General features: G+C 68.5%; 16 protein-coding genes. 13 read left to right on the forward strand and 3 right to left on the reverse strand.

The features are described from left to right. Window positions 1-260: 260 nt before the first annotated feature. The 3 genes from ACP93_RS17540 to ACP93_RS17550 all read left to right on the forward strand — a co-directional run bounded on the left by ACP93_RS17540 (window position 261) and on the right by ACP93_RS17550 (window position 3,172). Complete coding sequence (locus tag ACP93_RS17540) at window positions 261-1,199, forward strand: nucleoside hydrolase (protein ID WP_048491950.1); 939 nt, start codon at window positions 261-263, stop codon at window positions 1,197-1,199. 155 nt (window positions 1,200-1,354) lie between these two features. Continuing rightward, entirely contained in the window at window positions 1,355-1,597 is a 243-nt protein-coding gene (locus ACP93_RS17545; RefSeq protein WP_010341537.1) for a type B 50S ribosomal protein L31, read from the forward strand. Window positions 1,598-1,882: 285 nt separating this feature from the next. After that, complete coding sequence (locus tag ACP93_RS17550; RefSeq protein ID WP_048491951.1) at window positions 1,883-3,172, forward strand: citrate synthase; 1,290 nt, start codon at window positions 1,883-1,885, stop codon at window positions 3,170-3,172. Between the two features lie 182 nt (window positions 3,173-3,354). Here ACP93_RS17550 and ACP93_RS17555 read toward each other — a convergent pair whose 3' ends face one another. Then, the gene (locus ACP93_RS17555; RefSeq protein ID WP_048491952.1) at window positions 3,355-3,999 is read right to left on the reverse strand and encodes a hypothetical protein; all 645 of its coding nucleotides are present in this window, start codon (window positions 3,997-3,999) and stop codon (window positions 3,355-3,357) included. Between the two features lie 152 nt (window positions 4,000-4,151). Next, window positions 4,152-6,578, reverse strand: a complete 2,427-nt coding sequence (locus ACP93_RS17560; protein ID WP_048491953.1) for a penicillin-binding protein 1A — start codon at window positions 6,576-6,578, stop codon at window positions 4,152-4,154. Between the two features lie 218 nt (window positions 6,579-6,796). Here ACP93_RS17560 and ACP93_RS17565 point away from each other — a divergent pair, with 218 nt between their 5' ends. The 4 genes from ACP93_RS17565 to ACP93_RS17580 are packed head-to-tail and all read left to right on the forward strand — an operon-like array spanning window position 6,797 to window position 9,859. Beyond that, window positions 6,797-7,855 (forward strand): pilus assembly protein PilM, encoded by a 1,059-nt coding sequence (locus tag ACP93_RS17565; RefSeq protein ID WP_017908825.1) that lies wholly within the window; start codon window positions 6,797-6,799, stop codon window positions 7,853-7,855. Continuing rightward, the gene (locus ACP93_RS17570; RefSeq protein ID WP_048491954.1) at window positions 7,855-8,652 is read left to right on the forward strand and encodes a PilN domain-containing protein; all 798 of its coding nucleotides are present in this window, start codon (window positions 7,855-7,857) and stop codon (window positions 8,650-8,652) included. Before ACP93_RS17565 ends, ACP93_RS17570 begins: the two co-directional genes overlap by 1 nt. Further along, window positions 8,649-9,323 (forward strand): type IV pilus inner membrane component PilO, encoded by a 675-nt coding sequence (locus tag ACP93_RS17575; protein ID WP_048491955.1) that lies wholly within the window; start codon window positions 8,649-8,651, stop codon window positions 9,321-9,323. The genes ACP93_RS17570 and ACP93_RS17575 overlap by 4 nt, the downstream gene beginning before the upstream one ends. Beyond that, window positions 9,320-9,859: a pilus assembly protein PilP gene (locus ACP93_RS17580; RefSeq protein WP_048491956.1), complete on the forward strand. Its 540-nt coding sequence runs from the start codon at window positions 9,320-9,322 to the stop codon at window positions 9,857-9,859. The genes ACP93_RS17575 and ACP93_RS17580 overlap by 4 nt, the downstream gene beginning before the upstream one ends. A gap of 4 nt (window positions 9,860-9,863) precedes the next feature. Here ACP93_RS17580 and ACP93_RS22355 read toward each other — a convergent pair whose 3' ends face one another. After that, entirely contained in the window at window positions 9,864-10,073 is a 210-nt protein-coding gene (locus ACP93_RS22355) for a hypothetical protein (protein ID WP_228136079.1), read from the reverse strand. On the opposite strand from ACP93_RS22355, the gene ACP93_RS17585 reads away from it, so the two are divergent. The 6 genes from ACP93_RS17585 (at window position 10,054) to ACP93_RS17610 (ending at window position 17,289) form a co-directional block, all read left to right on the forward strand. Continuing rightward, window positions 10,054-11,793 (forward strand): type IV pilus secretin PilQ, encoded by a 1,740-nt coding sequence (locus ACP93_RS17585; RefSeq protein WP_228136080.1) that lies wholly within the window; start codon window positions 10,054-10,056, stop codon window positions 11,791-11,793. The two genes, ACP93_RS22355 and ACP93_RS17585, sit on opposite strands and share 20 nt — an antisense overlap. Window positions 11,794-11,945: 152 nt before the next feature. Next, on the forward strand, window positions 11,946-12,965 hold the full coding sequence (locus ACP93_RS17590) for an AAA family ATPase (protein WP_017914104.1): 1,020 nt from the start codon (window positions 11,946-11,948) through the stop codon (window positions 12,963-12,965). A 58-nt stretch (window positions 12,966-13,023) separates the two neighbouring features. Then, entirely contained in the window at window positions 13,024-13,962 is a 939-nt protein-coding gene (locus ACP93_RS17595; RefSeq protein WP_048491958.1) for a DUF58 domain-containing protein, read from the forward strand. Then, complete coding sequence (locus ACP93_RS17600; protein WP_048491959.1) at window positions 13,959-14,426, forward strand: DUF4381 domain-containing protein; 468 nt, start codon at window positions 13,959-13,961, stop codon at window positions 14,424-14,426. The genes ACP93_RS17595 and ACP93_RS17600 overlap by 4 nt, the downstream gene beginning before the upstream one ends. After that, on the forward strand, window positions 14,423-15,445 hold the full coding sequence (locus tag ACP93_RS17605; protein WP_048491960.1) for a vWA domain-containing protein: 1,023 nt from the start codon (window positions 14,423-14,425) through the stop codon (window positions 15,443-15,445). Before ACP93_RS17600 ends, ACP93_RS17605 begins: the two co-directional genes overlap by 4 nt. 8 nt (window positions 15,446-15,453) lie before the next feature. After that, entirely contained in the window at window positions 15,454-17,289 is a 1,836-nt protein-coding gene (locus tag ACP93_RS17610) for a tetratricopeptide repeat protein (protein ID WP_048491961.1), read from the forward strand. Window positions 17,290-17,294: the final 5 nt, after the last annotated feature.

Raw genomic sequence — 17,294 nt, forward strand, 5'->3', positions numbered from 1 at the left:
CAGCGGATCGCCGATCTGCTGCCGCTTGGCTTCCCGTTCGTGACCGGCAAACAGGCTGATCATCATGGCCTCCTCGGCGTGTCCTTTAAGCCAATGATGCCAAAGCCGAGGTTTTTAGAGGTGCCCTAAAGCCGCTCCTATAACAGCAGGCGGACCGGCCGCTTCTAACGAATCCCTAATCCCGACTCCCCAATCCCCGCCTTCCCATGCCTGCGCCGCAGTGCCAGACTCGGCGGCCGAACGGACGAGCGAAGCGACGCATGAGCGACAAGATTCCCCTGTTGATCGATACCGACCCCGGCGTGGACGATGCGCTGGCGCTGCTGATGGCCTTCGCCGATCCGCGCCACGAGGTGGTCGGGCTGACCATCGCCGCCGGCAACGTCGGGCTGCGCCACACCGTGCGCAATGCGCTGAAGCTGTGCGAGGTGGCCGGGCGCGAGGACGTGCCGGTGTTCGCCGGCTGCGCCGACCCGCTGCTGCATCCCTCGGTGGACGCCGGGCACGTGCATGGCCAGGACGGCTTCGGCGACGTCGACCTGCCGCCCGCCGCGCGTGGCGCCGAGGCCGAGCATGCCGCGCTGGCGATCCTGCGCCTGTCGCACCAGTACGCCGGGCGCCTGCTGCTGGTCGCGCTGGGGCCGCTGACCAACATCGCGCTGGCGCTGAAGCTGGACCCGACCCTGCCGCAGCGCGTCGGCCGCTTCCTGGTGATGGGCGGGGCGATCACCTGCCACGGCAACATCACTCCGGCTGCCGAGTTCAACATCGCCTTCGATCCGGAGGCGGCGCACATCGTGTTCAAGGCGTTCCCGCACATCGAGGTCGCCGATTGGGAGGCGACGGTGGCGCACGGCCTGCCGCACCGCGAGGTCGAGCAGTGGCTGGCGGTGGATGCGCCCAAGGCGTGCTTCTACGAGCTGATCTCGCGCAAGACCCGGCTGTGGTCGGAAGACGCGCGCGGTGAGCACTGGTATGCCGCCGATGCGCTGGCGATGGCCTGGGCGCTGCAGCCCGATGGCGCCGAGGAGGTGCAGTCGCGGCCGATGCAGATCGAGCTGTCCGGGGTGCACACCCGCGGCGCCACCCTGGTCGACTGGAACCGCCAGTTGGGCCTGGCGGACAACGCGACCATGCTCATCCGCTACGACCATGCACGTTTCCTGGGACTGGCCCGCACGGCGGTCGGTGCCGGCTGAGCTTGAGGTTCCCGCCCATGCTCGGGCGGGCTCTTCCGGGAGCAGGGCGTCCCAGGTGACGTCCGCTCCATCTGCCGATACGTAAACGTTGCGTGCAGGGCAGGAGGGCTGTTATAGTTTCCCTCTTGTCCAGCAGCCACCTACGGTGCGAGCCCATGAAGGCCGACATCCATCCCCAGTACCGCGACGTCGTGTTCCACGATGTCACCTCCGATTTCAAGATCCTGACCCGTTCGACCATGTCCTCGAAAGAGACGGTCAAGTGGGAGGACGGCGAAGAGTATCCGCTGATCAAGGTCGAAATCTCCTCGGCTTCGCACCCGTTCTACACGGGCAAGCACAAGGTCATCGACACCAGCGGCCGCATCGACAAGTTCCAGAAGCGCTACGCGCGCTGATCGGAACCGTCGAACGGATGTAAAGCGACGGCCGCCTGCGCGGCCGTTTTGCTATCCGCTGTCTCCTCCCGGCGTTGATGCGCCGGTGTCATCCTTCCGTGAAAGTGCGGCGAGGATGCAACGCTGTGTCGCTTTCCTGCCGCCATCGTGCAGCGTGGGTGGTGAGCGACGACGCAAATGCTGCTGTGCGATAATGGCGCGATCCGTGGCGATTGCCGTGGACTTCCTTCACGCGTCTGTTCGCAACGTAATCGGACAGGCGCCTTCCATCGAGGAGCGCACACTGTGTCCGATCTTGATCAGGTCACGTTGAACGCCGGCGACAAGTCGGTCGTTCTTCCGGTACTCAAGCCCACCCTGGGCAACGATTGCGTCGACATTTCCAAGTTGACCAAGGAGACCGGTCTCTTCACCTACGACTCGGGCTTCACCGCGACCGCCAGCTGCAAGTCGGCGATCACCTACATCGACGGCGACAACGGCGTGCTGCTGTACCGCGGCTACCCGATCGAGCAACTGGCCGAGAAGTCCAACTTCCTCGAAGTGGCCTACCTGCTGATGAACGGCGAGCTGCCCACCGCCGACGAATTCAAGAAGTTCGACCACGAAGTGACGCATCACACGATGATGCACGAGTCGCTGAAGAACTTCCTCGGCGGCTTCCGCCACGACGCGCACCCGATGGCGATGATGGCCGGTACCGTGGCCTCGCTGTCGGCGTTCTATCACGACACCCTCGACCTCAACGATCCGGAGCAGCGCCGCCTGGCCGCGATCCGCCTGATCGCCAAGGTGCCGACGATCGCCGCCGCCGCCTACCGCTACTCGATCGGCTGGCCGATCCGCTATCCGCGCAACAACCTCGGCTACGTCGAGCGCTTCCTGCACATGATGTTCGAGGTGCCGAGCGAGCAGCTGCAGATGAACCCGGTCGTGGCCAAGGCCCTGGACCTGCTGTTCATCCTGCATGCCGACCACGAGCAGAACGCCTCGACCTCGACCGTGCGCCTGGTCGGTTCCACCGGCGCCAATCCGTACGCCGCGGTCGCCGCCGGCATCACCGCGCTGTGGGGCCCGGCGCACGGCGGCGCCAACGAAGCCGTGCTGAAGATGCTGGAAGAGATCGGCACCGCCGACAACGTCGAGAGCGCCGTGGCCAAGGCCAAGGACAAGAACTCGAGCTTCCGCCTGATGGGCTTCGGCCACCGCGTGTACAAGAACTTCGACCCGCGCGCGAAGATCATCCGCGAGATGACCCACAAGGTGCTGGGCGAGTTGGGCGTCAACGACCCGCTGCTGGAAGTTGCGCTGAAGCTGGAAGAGGCCGCGCTGAAGGACGACTACTTCGTGCAGCGCAAGCTGTATCCGAACGTCGACTTCTACTCGGGCATCATCTACAAGGCGCTGAACATCCCGGTGGAGATGTTCACCGTGATGTTCGCCATCGCCCGTACCGCCGGCTGGGTCTCGCACTGGCTGGAACAGCAGGTCGATCCGGAAATGAAGATCGGCCGTCCGCGCCAGATCTACACCGGCTACGACAAGCGCGACTACGCCAGCGCCGACCAGCGCTGATCGATCGCCGTCAGGTTGTCCGGAACGCCCCGCCTTGCGGGGCGTTTTCGTTGGGCGGCGCCGAAGCGGAAAGAGGGGGGGGCGCCTCGTTGCGTCCGCTGCGCGCCGGAGCACCGGCTTCGACGCGGTCGTACGGTGCCCGTCGCATCCATTGCCGCATCCGCGACGCGGCGCGGTACGCGCTAGCCGTACTGGTAGTCGGCGATGTCCTGCTCGGTCAGCAGTTGCCGCAGTTGCGGCATCGAGGCGCGCCGCATCGGCTTTTCGTCCACCTGCGACAGCGGCGCCTGGCGCAGCGCGTCGTAGGGCAGCACGGTCAGGTCGAAGGTCAGTTCCTCGGCGGCGAACAGCCACACCGGGAAGTCCTCGCTGCGCTCGCGGTCCAGGCGCAGGCGACGGCTGCGCAGCTCGGCGGGGATCCGGTGCTCTTCGAGGAAGCGCGCCACCGCTTCGGCGTCGTCGCTGTGCAGGTGCAGTTGCACCGGGCTGTTGGCGTCGGCGGTGCCGTCGTGCACCGGTCCGGCCAGGCGTGGCGCGAACGCATGCAGGAAGTCCATCGCCCGCAGCGCCGCCTCGCGGCGCCGGCGCAGCTCGCCGGCATGGTCCGGGCCGGCGAACAGCCGCTGGTATTCGCGCAGGGCGTCCTCGATCTCGCTGTTGCGCGGCAACGAGGCGTCGTCGTGGATGCCGAGCCGGTCGGCGGCCTTGAGCTTGGCCTGGTGGAAATCGCGGATGCCGCCTTCGGCCATCAGCCGGGCGGCTTCGTGCGCCAGCCGGCGACGGCGTTCGTGCGTGCGGGTCCGGGCATGTTGCCGAGCGTGGTGCATGGTGCGCCTCCCCTCAAAGCCTGACCCGACTGTACCGCAGCCTTGAGAAATTCAGGTGTACCCGGCCGCACTGCGTGATGCGGTGTCCGTCGCGCGAGGCGCGCCCGGCGGACCAATGCCCCCGGCGGGCGCCGGGGGCGGGGGAGGCGAGATCAGAAGATGTCGAATGCCGCGTCGTCGGTCTTCTGGTCCTGCAGGCTTTCGTCGAACTGCTGGATGCGGTCCATGTCCTCGGTCTTGACCCATTCCGTGGCGCCGTTGAAGCTGACCTGGACCATGCCGCCCGGCGGATCATTGCGGGCGATCGGCTGATCCTTCAGCGCGACGCGCATGTAGTCGATCCAGATCGGCAGCGCCGCCTTGCCGCCGTACTCGCGGTAGCCGAGCGAGCGGTAGTCGTCGCGGCCGACCCACACCGTGGTCACGTATGGGCCGCCGAAGCCGGAGAACCAGGCGTCGCGGTGGTCGTTGGTGGAGCCGGTCTTGCCGCCCACGTCCTCGCGGCCGAGCACCTTGGCCGCGGTGCCGGTGCCGCGCTGGACCACGTCGCGCATCATCGACACCAATTGATAGGCAGTGCGCTCGTCGATGGCGCGCGGCGCCACCTTGGCCTCGGGGTCGGCAGGCTTCTCGGCTGCGGCCGCCGTGGCCGCGGTCTCGGCCGGCTTGGCCGCCGGCGGGGGCGTGGCCGCACCGAAGTTGAAGCCGTCCACCACCTGGCTGACCGGGGCGGCATTGCCGCCAACGCTGCCGCAGCTGCGGCAGGCAGTCAGCGGGTGCTCCTGGAACAGCACGTTGCCGTCGCGGTCGGTGACCTTGTCGATGATCCAGGTGTTGACCAGCGAGCCGCCGTTGGCGAACACGGTGTAACCGCGCGCCACCGACAGCGGGGTCAGCGAGGCGGTGCCCAGCGACATCGACAGGTTCGGCGGGAGCTCGGCTTCCTGGAAACCGAACTGGCTGATGTACTTGCGTGCGAAGTCCACGCCGATGGCGTCCAGCAGGCGCACCGAGACCAGGTTGCGCGACTGCACCAGCGCCTCGCGCAGGCGCATCGGGCCGCGGAAGCCGCCGCCGTCGTTCTGCGGCGACCAGGTCTTGCCGCGGCGGTCGCGGAACACCACCGGCGCGTCGAGCACGATCGAGGCCGGATTGAAGCCCTTCTCGAACGAGGCCGCGTACAGGAACGGCTTGAAACTCGAGCCGGGCTGGCGACGCGCCTGGGTGGCGCGGTTGAACTTGTTGCCGGCATAACTGAAGCCGCCGACCATGGCGCGCAGCGCGCCGTTGTTGGCGTCCAGCGAGACCAGCGCGGCCTGGCCGCGCGGGATCTGGGTGATCTCCCATTCGCCCGGCTTGTCGCCAGCCTGGATGCGCACCAGGTCGCCGCGCTTGAGCAGGGTGGCCGGGCTGCGCCCGGTCCAGCGGCTGGCGGCGACCGGCAGCACCAGTTCGGTCTTGTTGGCGAGCACCACGGTGGCGCTGCCGTCGCTGCCGGTACTGGCGACGATGCTCGGCAGCATCCCGCCCTGCGCGTAGACGCCGCTCAGGTGGCTGGCCAGCGCTGCCGCATCGGCATTGGCGGGCACGTCGAAATGCTTCTCCACCCCATGCCAGCCGTGGCGGCGGTCGTAGACGACCAGGCCCTGGCGCACCGCATGGTTGGCGGCGGTCTGCAGGGTCGCATCGATCGTGGTGTAGACGTGGTAGCCCTTGTCCAGCACGTCGCCGCCGAAGCGCGCGATCATCTCCTGGCGCACCAGTTCGGCCACGTAGGGTGCCTCGACCTCGACCGGGCGCTCGTGCGGCGCGGCGTGCATCGGCACCGCCTTGGCCGCCTCGGCCTCGGCCGGGGTGATGAAGCCCAGCGCGGCCATGCGGCTGAGCACATAGTTGTCGCGGCGCTGCTTGGCGCGCTCGGGGTTGCTGATCGGGTTGCCGCTGGAGGGGAACTTGGGGATGCCGGCCAGCGAGGCCATCTCGTCCAGGCTCAGTTCGTTGAGCTTCTTGCCGTAGTAGTACTCGGCGGCGGCGGCGATGCCGTAGGCGCGGTTGCCGAAGAAACTCTTGTTCAGGTACAGCTCGAAGATCTCGTCCTTGCTCAACTCGGCCTCGATCTTGCGCGCCAGCAGGATCTCCGCCAGCTTGCGCGTGTAGCTGTACTCCGAGCTCAGGAAGAACTGGCGGGCGACCTGCTGGGTGATGGTGGAGCCGCCCGGCACGCGCTTGTCGTTGGTGGTGGCCAGCAGCCACACCGCGCGCGCGATGCCCTTGTAGTCGACGCCGCCGTGCTCGTAGAAGCGGGCGTCCTCGGTGGCCAGGAAGGCCTGCTTCAGCCGCTCCGGCACGTCCTTCATGGTGATGGGGTAGCGCCGGGTCTCGCCGAACAGCGCCATCAGCTTGCCGTCGCTGGAGTAGACGTACATCGGCTCCTGCAGTTCGACCTTGCGCAGGGTCTGCACGTCCGGGAGCTTGGAGGAGACGACGTAGTACAGCCCGCCTGCCACGGCGGCGCCGACCAGGCCAAGGAGGACGAACAGGACCAGCGCCCAGCGCAGCCAACGACGAAAACGGGGCATCGCGAGAGATTCCGATTGCAGATTTCTTGGGCGCAGAGTATAGAGTACGCCGGGGAACGGCTGGGGCCGGTTCCGGGGATGCGACGGGTTTGCTGCCGCAGGTCATGCCGTGACACGGATCGCGACATGCAACCGGGCGGTTGCCAATTGCAAAAAATTTGTTATTAATGCGCTGGCGCAACATTGGCGTCCAAGTGCCCGCCGGCAGGGGAAAATCCGTGGGGCTTATCCCAAAGAGTCAGCAACCGCTGATCGGCATCGACATCAGCTCGACCGCGGTCAAGCTGCTGCAGCTTTCGCGTAACGGCAACCGGTTCCGCGTCGAGCATTACGCCGTCGAACCCTTGCCGCCCAATGCCGTGGTCGAAAAGAACATCGTCGAGGTCGAGGCGGTGGGCGAGGCGATCCGCCGCGCCGTGACCCGTTCCGGCACCCGCGCCAAGCATGCCGCGGCCGCCGTGGCCGGTTCGGCGGTGATCACCAAGGTGATCCCGATGCCGGCCGAGCTGGACGAGAGCGAGCTGGAAGCCCAGGTCGAGCTGGAGGCGGTGAACTACATCCCGTATCCGATCGATGAAGTGAACCTGGATTTCGAGGTGCTGGGCGTCATTCCCAACAACCCCGAGATGGTGCAGGTGCTGCTGGCCGCCTCGCGCTCGGAGAACGTGGAACTGCGCCAGTCGGCCCTGGAACTGGGTGGGCTGGTGGCCAAGGTGATGGACGTGGAGGCCTTCGCGGTCGAGAACGCCTTCGCGTTGGTGGCCAGCGAGCTGCCGGTGGCCGCCGACGGCATCGTCGCCCTGGTCGACATCGGCGCGACCATGACCACCCTCAATGTCCTGCGCGGCGGGCGCAGCCTGTACAGCCGCGAGCAGGTGTTCGGCGGCAAGCAGCTGACCGACGAAGTGATGCGCCGCTACGGCCTGACCTACGAGGAAGCCGGCATGGCCAAGCGCCAGGGCGGGCTGCCGGAGAGCTACGAGGTCGAGGTGCTGGAACCGTTCAAGGAAGCCACGGTGCAGCAGATCAGCCGCCTGCTGCAGTTCTTCTACGCCGGCAGCGAATTCAACCGGGTCGACCACATCGTCCTGGCCGGCGGCTGCGCCGCCCTGGCCGGGTTGCCGGAAATGGTGGAGGAGCAACTGGGCGTGGCCACGGTGGTCGCCAACCCGTTGGCGCAGATGACCCTGGGGCCGAAGGTCCAGGCGCATGCGCTGGCCCAGGATGCGCCGGCGCTGATGATCGCCACCGGCCTGGCGCTGAGGAGCTTCGACTGATGGCGAAGATCAATCTGCTGCCCTGGCGGGCGGAACGGCGCAAGCAGCGCGAACGCGAGTTCTATTCGATGCTTGGCCTGGCCGCGTTCGCCGGGGTGCTGCTGGCGGGGCTGATCTGGTTCTACTACGACCTGCAGATCAGCGGCCAGAACGAGCGCAACGCGTATCTGCAGACCGAGATCGAGAAGGTCCAGGCGCAGAACAAGGAAATCGACACCCTCGACGAGAAGAAGCGCCGGCTGCTGGCACGCAAGCAGGTCATCGAGGAACTGCAGGCCAAGCGCTCGCAGATGGTGCACCTGTTCGACTCGCTGGTGCGGACCATTCCCGACGGCGTGGTGCTGACCTCGGTGAAGCAGGAAGGCGACATGCTGACCCTGGAGGGCCGCTCGCAGTCCAATGCGCGGGTCAGTACCTACATGCGCAATCTCGAAGGCTCGGGCTGGATGACCAATCCGGAGCTGACGGTGATCGAGGCCAAGGCCCAGGAGAAGGAAGCCAAGGGCCCGATCGTCGACACCAAGGCGCTGCCGTACGTGTTCACGCTGCGGGTCAAGCTGCCGGTGCCGGGTGAGAACGCCGATCCGGCGGCCGACGGGACGGCACCGGCGGGAGCCGCCACGCCTGGCACTCCTGGCGCAGCTCCTGCGGGCGGCGCGCCCGGCACGCCACCGCCTGCGCAGGCGCCGGGCGCAGCCCCTGCGGCTGCACCTGCCCCCGGCAACTCTGCCGCACCGGCTCCGGCCGCGCCGCCGGCACCCGCCGCCAAGCCAGCGCAACAGGGACCGGCGTCATGAGCAAGAAATTCAACATCAAAGAGCTGGATTTCAACAACATCGGCAACTGGCCGCAGCAGGCCAAGATCGTGTTCTGCGTGCTGGTGACGCTGTTCATCCTGACCCTGTCGTGGTTCCTGCTGATCAGCAGCAAGAGCGACGAACTGCAGGCGCTGGAACAGAAGGAAACCGAGCTGCGTGCCACCTTCGAGAAGGAACAGAGCCGTGCGGTGAACCTGCAGCCGCTGAAGCAGCAACTGGTGCAGATGGAACAGGTGCTGCAGCAGATGCTGCGGCAACTGCCGAGCAAGACCGAGATGCCCGACCTGATCATCGACATCTCGCAGACCGCGTTGTCCAGCGGCCTGACCAACGAGTTGTTCCAGCCGGGTCCAGAGTCGCCGAAGGAGTTCTACGCGGAGAAGCCGATCGCCCTGCGCATGGTCGGCAGCTACCACCAGTTCGGCGCCTTCGTCAGCGGCGTGGCGTCGCTGCCGCGGGTGGTGATCCTCACCATGCACGACATCAATCTGAAACCGCGCGACAAGAGCAACGGCATCACCGCACGCGGCGAACTGGAGCTGTCCGGCACGGTCAAGACCTATCGCTACCTGGACGACAAGGAAATGGCGGACCAGGAGCAGGCCGCGGCGGCCGCGAAGAAGGCGGGCAAGCAAGGCGGTGGCGCATGAGCCGGCAGCAGCGGATGGTCAGGATGTTCGCCGCGGGCGCGCTGGCGCTCGTGCTCGGCGCTTGCGGCCGCACCACCACCAGCACGCCGGGGGATGCGCCGAACCTGGAGAACTGGGTGAAGGAAGTGCGCGCGCGACCGGCGCAGCCGCTGGAGCCGTTGCCGGTGATGCAGCAGTTCGAGACCTTCGAGTATGCCGCGCAGGGCCTGCGCGATCCGTTCAGCGATGCCTGGGCCAATCCCGACGGCAGCAGCGGACTGCGTCCGGATCCGAACCGCCGCAAGGAGCCGCTGGAGCAGTTCCCGCTGGACAGCCTCAACATGGTGGGCACGCTGGGCAGCGGCGCGGGCCAGGTCGCGCTGGTGATGGCGCCGGACAAGGTGACCTACCGCGTGCGTCCGGGCGTGTACATGGGGCAGAGCGATGGCCGCGTGACCGGGGTGCACGAGGATCGCATCGATTTGATTGAACTGGTGCCGGATGGCGCCGGCGGCTGGCTGGAACGTCCTGCCTCCGTCGCGCTGGACGATCAATGATTGATTATGGGGATAGCACGATGACTTTTTCCAAAGCCCTGAGCCTGCGCCCCATCCGGCGCCACGCGACGATGCGGCTATGCGCGTTGGGGTTGGCGGCGATGCTCGGGAACGCGGTCGTCGCCAGCGCGGCGCCGCCTGCGGCGCCTGCTGTTGCGCCTGCGGCATCCGCGACGGCGCCGGCCAGGCTCACGGTGTCGAAGGTCGACTTCAAGCGCGGCGATGGCGGTGCGGGGCGACTGATCCTGTCCTTCAACGGCACCGGCGCCAGCCCCGACCTGCGCACCCAGGGCAACAACGTGGTGGTCGACGTCGGCAACGCGATGCTGCCGCCGGAACTGCAGCGGCCGCTCAACGTCACCGATTTCGCCACCCCGGTGCAGCGCATCGATGCCAAGCCCTATGCGGGTGGCGCGCAGCTGACGCTGAGCACCAATGGCCCGTTCGAGTCGCTGGCCTACCAGTCGGGCAACGAGTACGTGGTCGAGATCACCCCGCGCGCCGCCGCGCCGGCCGTCGGCGCGGTCACCGCGGCCACGGTCAGCCAGGCCGCCGCACAGGTGGCCGAGCGTGGCTACAGCGGCAAGCCGGTGACCTTCAACTTCCAGGACGTGCCGGTGCGCACGGTGCTGCAGCTGATCGCCGAGGAATCCAATCTCAACATCGTCGCCTCCGACACCGTGCAGGGCAGCGTCACCCTGCGCCTGGTCAACGTGCCGTGGGACCAGGCGCTGGACATCGTGCTGCGCGCCAAGGGCCTGGACAAGCGCCGTGACGGCAAGGTGATCTGGGTCGCGCCGCAGCAGGAACTGGCCAAGTTCGAGCAGGACAAGGAAGACGCGCGCATCGCGATCGAGAATCGCGAGGACCTGATCACCGACTACGTGCAGATCAATTACCACAGCGCCACGGCGATCTTCAAGGCGCTGACCGAGGCCAAGGGCATCGGCGGTGGTGGCGGTGGTGGCGGCGGAAATGGCGGCAGCAACGGCAACAGCCAGAACGACAACGGCTTCCTGTCGCCGCGCGGTCGGCTCGTTGCCGACGAGCGCACCAACACGCTGATGATCAGCGACATCCCGAAGAAGGTCGCGCAGATGCGCGAGCTGATCAACGTGATCGACCGGCCGGTCGATCAGGTGCTGATCGAAGGCCGCATCGTTATCGCCACCGATACCTTCGCCCGCGATCTGGGCGCGCGCTTCGGCATTGCCGGCCGCCGGCAGTACGGCGGCAATACCGGTGTGGTCAGCGGCAACTTGGCCAACAACACCTCGATCATCAACAACAACGTGCACAACATTCCGGGCGGGCTGAACTTCAACATGCCCGCCGGCACCTTCACCACCGGCACGCCCGGTGCCATCGCCTACACCTTGCTGGGTGCCAATTTCTCGCTGGACATGGAACTGTCGGCGCTGCAGGAAGAAGGGCGTGGCGAGGTGATCTCCAACCCGCGCATCGTGACCTCCAACCAGCGCGAGGCGGTGATCAAGCAGGGTAAGGAAATCGGCTACGTCACCATCACCGGTGGTACCGGCGGCACCGCCGCCACCCCGAACGTGCAGTTCAAGGAAGTGCTGCTGGAGCTGAAGGTGACTCCGACGATCACCGACGACAACCGCATCTTCTTGAACATGAACGTCAAGAAGGACGAGGTGGAGCGCTACGTCACCCTGCAGAACTACGGCACTGTGCCGGAAATCAATCGCCGCGAAATCAATACTGCGGTGCTGGTCGACGACGGGCAGACCGTGGTGATCGGCGGCGTCTACGAGTTCACCGATCGCAGCAGCGTGTCCAAGGTGCCGTTCCTGGGGGACGTCCCGTTCCTGGGCAACCTGTTCAAGCAGCGTGGCCGCAGCAAGAGCAAGGCCGAACTGCTGATCTTCGTGACCCCGAAGGTGATGCGCGTGGCCAAGCGCGCCGGCTGATCGGCGCTGACAGGCGGGATCCTCCGACGGGAGAGGCGCAAGCCTCTCCCGTCGTCGTTTACGCCGCGTGGATGAGGAAATCCTGAATTCGCAGCACGCGGCGTCGGCCGCGCGCGGAACCATTTTCACCGGCGATCGGTCAGACTGAGCAAATGAACACTCCATCCCCGACCCTCGATTCCCCACCGGCCGCGCCCGAGCAGCAGCGCCTGCACGCCGCGTTCGTCGCCCTGCGCGACGGCCTGTCCCAGACCATCGTCGGCCAGTCGGCGCTGGTGGAGCGCCTGCTGATCGCGCTGCTCGCCGACGGCCACCTGCTGGTCGAAGGCGCGCCCGGTCTGGCCAAGACCACGGCGATCCGCGCACTGGCCTCGCGCCTGGAGGCGGACTTCGCCCGCGTCCAGTTCACGCCCGACCTGCTCCCGGCCGACCTCACCGGCACCGAGGTGTGGCGTCCGCAGGAGAGCCGCTTCGAATTCCTGCCCGGGCCGATCTTCCATCCGATCCTGCTCGCCGACGAAATCAACCGCGCGCCGGCCAAGGTGCAATCGGCGCTGCTCGAAGCGATGGGCGAGCGCCAGGTCACCGTCGGCCGGCATACCTATGCGCTGCCGAAGCTGTTCCTGGTGATGGCGACGCAGAACCCGATCGAGCAGGAAGGCACCTTCCCGCTGCCGGAGGCGCAGCTGGACCGTTTCCTGATGCACGTGCGCATCGGTTATCCGGAAGCGGCAGCGGAAGCGGAGATCCTGCGCCTGGCGCGCGAGCGCGCACGCGAGACGCTGGAGGCCGGCGAGGCGCCGCCGCCGCGCATGCCGCTGGAAGACGTGTTCGCGGCGCGCCGCGCGGTGCTGGCGCTGCACATGGCGCCGCCGCTGGAGCGCTATCTGATCGAGCTGGTGTTGGCTTCGCGCGATGCCAGCGGCTACGACGCCGCGTTGGCGCGGCGCATCGCCTGGGGCGCGAGCCCGCGCGGTTCGATCGCGTTGGAACGCTGCGCGCGCGCCAGGGCCTGGCTGGCCGGGCGCGATTTCGTCACGCCCGACGACGTGCGCGCGGTCGCTGCCGATGTGCTGCGCCATCGCGTGCTGCCCAGCTACGAAGCCACCGCCGAGGGCTGGGACGGCGATCGCCTGGTCGCCGCGCTGCTGGACAAGGTGCCGCCGCCGTGACCGGGTGTCACCAAGCACGGCTGTTGCCCGCCGCCCGCCGACGCGCGGAGTAACGACGATGGCACCGCAGCCGACCGCGCCGGGCACGCCGCACGCCGCTGCGCCGGCCGAGGCGGGGATCCGTCCCAGCCTGGCCGAGCTGGTGGCCCTGCGCGCCGCGGTCGCGCGAATGCCGCCGCCGCGGCGCGGTCGCCATGGCCTCAGTGGGGCTGCCCCGTCGCCGATGCGCGGGCGCGGCATGGAATACGCCGAATCGCGAGAGTATGTGGTGGGCGACGATGTCCGCCACATCGATTGGCGGCTGACCGCGCGTAGCGGCCGCACTCACACCAAATTGTTCCAGGCCGAGCGCGAACGGCTCAGCCTGATCGTCGCCGATACCGCGCCATCGCTGTATTTCGGCACCCGCGTCCGCTTCAAGTCGGTGCAGGCGGCCCGCGCCGGGGCGGTCGCGGCGTGGGCGGCGCAGCGCCAGGGCGATCGCCTGGCCGCCCTGCGCGGCAGCAGGAGCGAAGCGCCGGTGCCGCCCGCCTCCGGGCCGCGCGGCGTGCTGCGCGTGCTCGATGCGTTGGTGCGCTGGTATGCGCAGCCGCCGCAGAACGACGCCGGCCTGGGCATGGCCCTGGATCACGCGGCCAAGCTGCTGCGCCCAGGATCGCGTTTGACCGTGCTGGCCGATCCGGCCAGCGCGCAGGCGGTGCCCGCGGCACGTTGGGCCGGCTTGGCGCTGCACAACGAAGTGGAACTGCTGCTGCTCGCCGATCCGCTGGAAGTGCAGCCGCCGCGCGCGGCCCTGCCGTTCTGGGCGAGCGGCCGCCGCGTGGAAGTGGATCTGCTGGCGAGCGCCGCGCAACAGCGCTGGCGCGCGCAGTTCGTGCAGCCGTTGGAAACCCTGGCGGCAGAGCTGCCGGGCCGCGGCGTGCAGGTGCGGGTGCTGCTGAGCGACGCGCCCAGCGAGTCGTGGTTGCTGCCGGTGCAACGGGGGGCGACGGCATGAGCCCGCAGCAATTGCCTCTGCGCGATGTGCATCTGCCGCCGGCACCGGCCTGGTGGCCGCCCGCACCGGGCTGGTGGATGCTGGCGGCGGTACTGCTGCTGGTGATCGGCGCGGTGCTGTTGGTGTGGTTGCGCCGCCGCCAGCGCGTGCAGCGCTGGCAACGCCAGTTCGACGCGGCGACGCGCACGGGCGAGCCGCCCGCGCAGGTGGCCGCGGTCTCGGAGCTGTTGCGGCGTGCGACGCAACGCCGCGACCCGGCCGCTGCCGCGTTGCAGGGCGAGGACTGGCTACGGTTTTTGGATGGCGGTGACAAGCGTCAGGCGTTCTCCGCCGGCCCAGGCCGTGTGCTGCTCGACGGTGGCTATCGGCCCAGCGTGGACCCGGCGCAGGTGCAGGCGCTGCTGCCGCTGGCACGGCGCCGGTTCCTGGCGCTGATGGCGGCGCGGCACGGAGGACGGCGATGAGCCTGTTGCCGTCCTCGTGGCAGAGCCTGAGCGACCTGTTGGCCGGCTTCGCCTGGCCCTGGATGTGGTTGGCGATGCCACTGCCGCTGCTGGCCAATCTGCTGCTGCCGGCGCGGCGCGGCACTGCGCCGGCCCTGCGCGTGCCGTATGGCGAGCGTCTGCAGGCCGTGGCCGCGGCACCGGCGCGCGGTGGGCTGTGGCGCGCCAGCGTGTGGCTGGCCTGGCTGGCCTGGTTCTGCCTGTGCGCGGCGGCGGCGCGGCCGCTGCAATTGGGCGAACCCATCGCGCCGCCGCAGCAGGCGCGGCAGCTGATGCTGGCGGTGGATCTGTCCGGCAGCATGAGCGAGCCCGACATGACCCTGGGCGGACGCGTGGTCGATCGTTTGACCGCGGCCAAGGCGGTGCTGGCCGACTTCCTCGATCGCCGCGATGGCGACCGCATCGGCCTGCTGGTGTTCGGCCAGCAGGCATATGCGCTGACCCCGTTGACCGCGGACCTGGCCACCGTGCGCGACCAGTTGCGCGACAGTGTCGTCGGCCTGGCCGGGCGCGAGACCGCGCTGGGCGATGCGATCGCGCTGGCGGTCAAGCGCCTGCGCGAGCAGAAGCAGGGCGAGCGCGTGCTGATCGTGCTCACCGATGGCGTCAACACGGCCGGCGTGCTCGACCCGCTGAAGGCCGCCGAACTGGCCAAGGCCGAACATGTGCGCGTGTACACCATCGCCTTCGGTGGCGATGGCGGCATGTCGCTGTTCGGCCTGCCGATCCCCGGCAGCGGCGGCGACGATCAGGTCGATGAGGATACGCTGCGCAAGATCGCGCAGGACACCGGCGGGCGTTTCTTCCGCGCTCGCGATACCGGCGAACTGGCCTCGATCTACGCCGAACTGGACCGGCTCGAGCCGGTGCGCTCGGCCGGTCCGGCGGTGCGGCCGCAGATCGAGCGCTATGTCTGGCCGTTGGCCGCGGCGCTGACGCTGGCGTTGCTGTCCTTCATCTGGCCCTGGAGGCGGCAGTGACCCGCGTGATGGAATTCCTCCAGGCCCTGCACCTGTTGCGCCCCGCGTGGCTGTGGGCCTTGCTGTTGCTGCCGTTGCTGGGCTGGAGCTGGTGGCGCCGGCGCCGCCGCCGCGACATCTGGCGGCGCACGGTGGACCCGCATCTGCTGCCGCACCTGCTGGCGCGTGGCGACGCCAAGGGCAGGGCCGGCCTGCTGCTGGGTGCGCTGGGCTATGCGCTGGCGGTGCTGGCGCTGGCTGGGCCGAGCTGGCGCCAGGAACAGCAGCCGCTGTGGCAGGCGCACACGCCGCTGGTGATCGCGATGGACCTGTCCGCGCAAATCGACGCGCGCGATCTGCCGCCGTCGCGGCTGTTGCAGGCGCGGGCCAAGCTGGCGCGGCTGCTGCACGAGCGCGCCGGCGGCGAAGTGGCCCTGCTTGCGTATGCCGGCGAGCCGTACACGGTGGCGCCGCTGACCGACGATGCGGCGAACGTGGGTCTGTTCCTGGATGCGCTGTCGCCGCAGGTGATGCCGGTGGCGGGGCAGCGGACCGACCTGGCGATCGACTGGGCGGCGCAGTTGCTGCGCCAGGCCGGCTTCTCCCGCGGCGACATCCTGGTGCTCAGCGATCGGGCCGACGCGCAGGCGCAGCAGGCGGCGGCACGCGCGGCCGGGCAGGGGTATCACGTGTCCGTGCTGGGGTTGGGTACCGCGCAGGGTGCCGCCTATCGCGACGACCAGGGCCGGCTGGCGCATGCGCAACTGGATGCGGACGCGTTGCGGGCGCTGGCCGCCGCTGGCGCGGGACGCTATGCCGCGTTGACGCCGGATGACGCGGATCTGCGCGCGCTGGGCGTGCTGCGGCCGCAGGAAGAAGAGGCGACGGCGGCCGACGAAAGCCATGGTCGCGTGTGGCTCGATCAAGGCTATTGGTTGCTGCCGCCGCTGATGCTGCTGGCATTGCTCGCGTTCCGCCGTCGTGGCAGTGCCGCGGTGCTGCTGCTGGTGTTGGCGCCGCTGGCGATGCCGCTGCCGGTCCATGCGCAGGCAACGGCGGGGCCTCAGGCACAGACGCCGGCGTCCGGTCCTGTCGCAGGCGGATGGTGGGAACGTGCCGACCAGGTCCGCCAGCAACGGCTGGACGCGGGCGTGCAGGCCTATCGCAAGGGCGATTTCGCCGCTGCGCAACAGCAGTTCGAAGGCATCGACAGCGATGCCGGCTGGTACAACCTGGGCAATGCGCTGGCGCGCCAGGGCCGTTACGACGAGGCGATCGACGCCTACGACAAGGCATTGAAGCTGCATCCGCAGATGGCCGACGCGATCGCCAACCGCGCCGCGGTGGAGGCCGCGCGCAAGCGCCAGTCGTCGCAGAACTCCAAGTCCGGTCAGCAGGGCAAGGACGGCCAGCAGCAGAAGAGCGGGCAGTCGCAGAATGGCCAGCAACAGAACGGCCAACAACAAAACGGCCAGCAGCAGTCGGGCCAACAGCAGAACGGTGCGCAGAAGGACCAGCAGCAGAAGGACAAACAGCAGAACGGCCAGCAGCGGAACGGCCAGCAGGGACGCGATGGCGCAAAGGATGCGCAACAGGCGCCGCCGAAACCCGGCGATGCGCAGGCGCAGCAGCAGGCCGATGCGGCGCAGCGCCAGCAGATGCAGCAGGCGATGGCGCAGCAGGGCGGCGCCGACAAGCAGGCGGCCGAACGTGCCGCTGCCGCCGCGAACGAAACGCCGCAGCAGCGCGAGCAGCGCCAGGCGGTGGAGGCGTGGTTGCGGCGGGTGCCGGACGATCCGGGCAATCTGCTGCGCGCCAAATTCAGGCTGGAACACGAACGCAGGCAGCGGGAACAAGAGCCATGATCCAC

It is taken from the genome of Xanthomonas sp. NCPPB 1128, from assembly GCF_001043115.1.
GTDB lineage: Bacteria > Pseudomonadota > Gammaproteobacteria > Xanthomonadales > Xanthomonadaceae > Xanthomonas_A.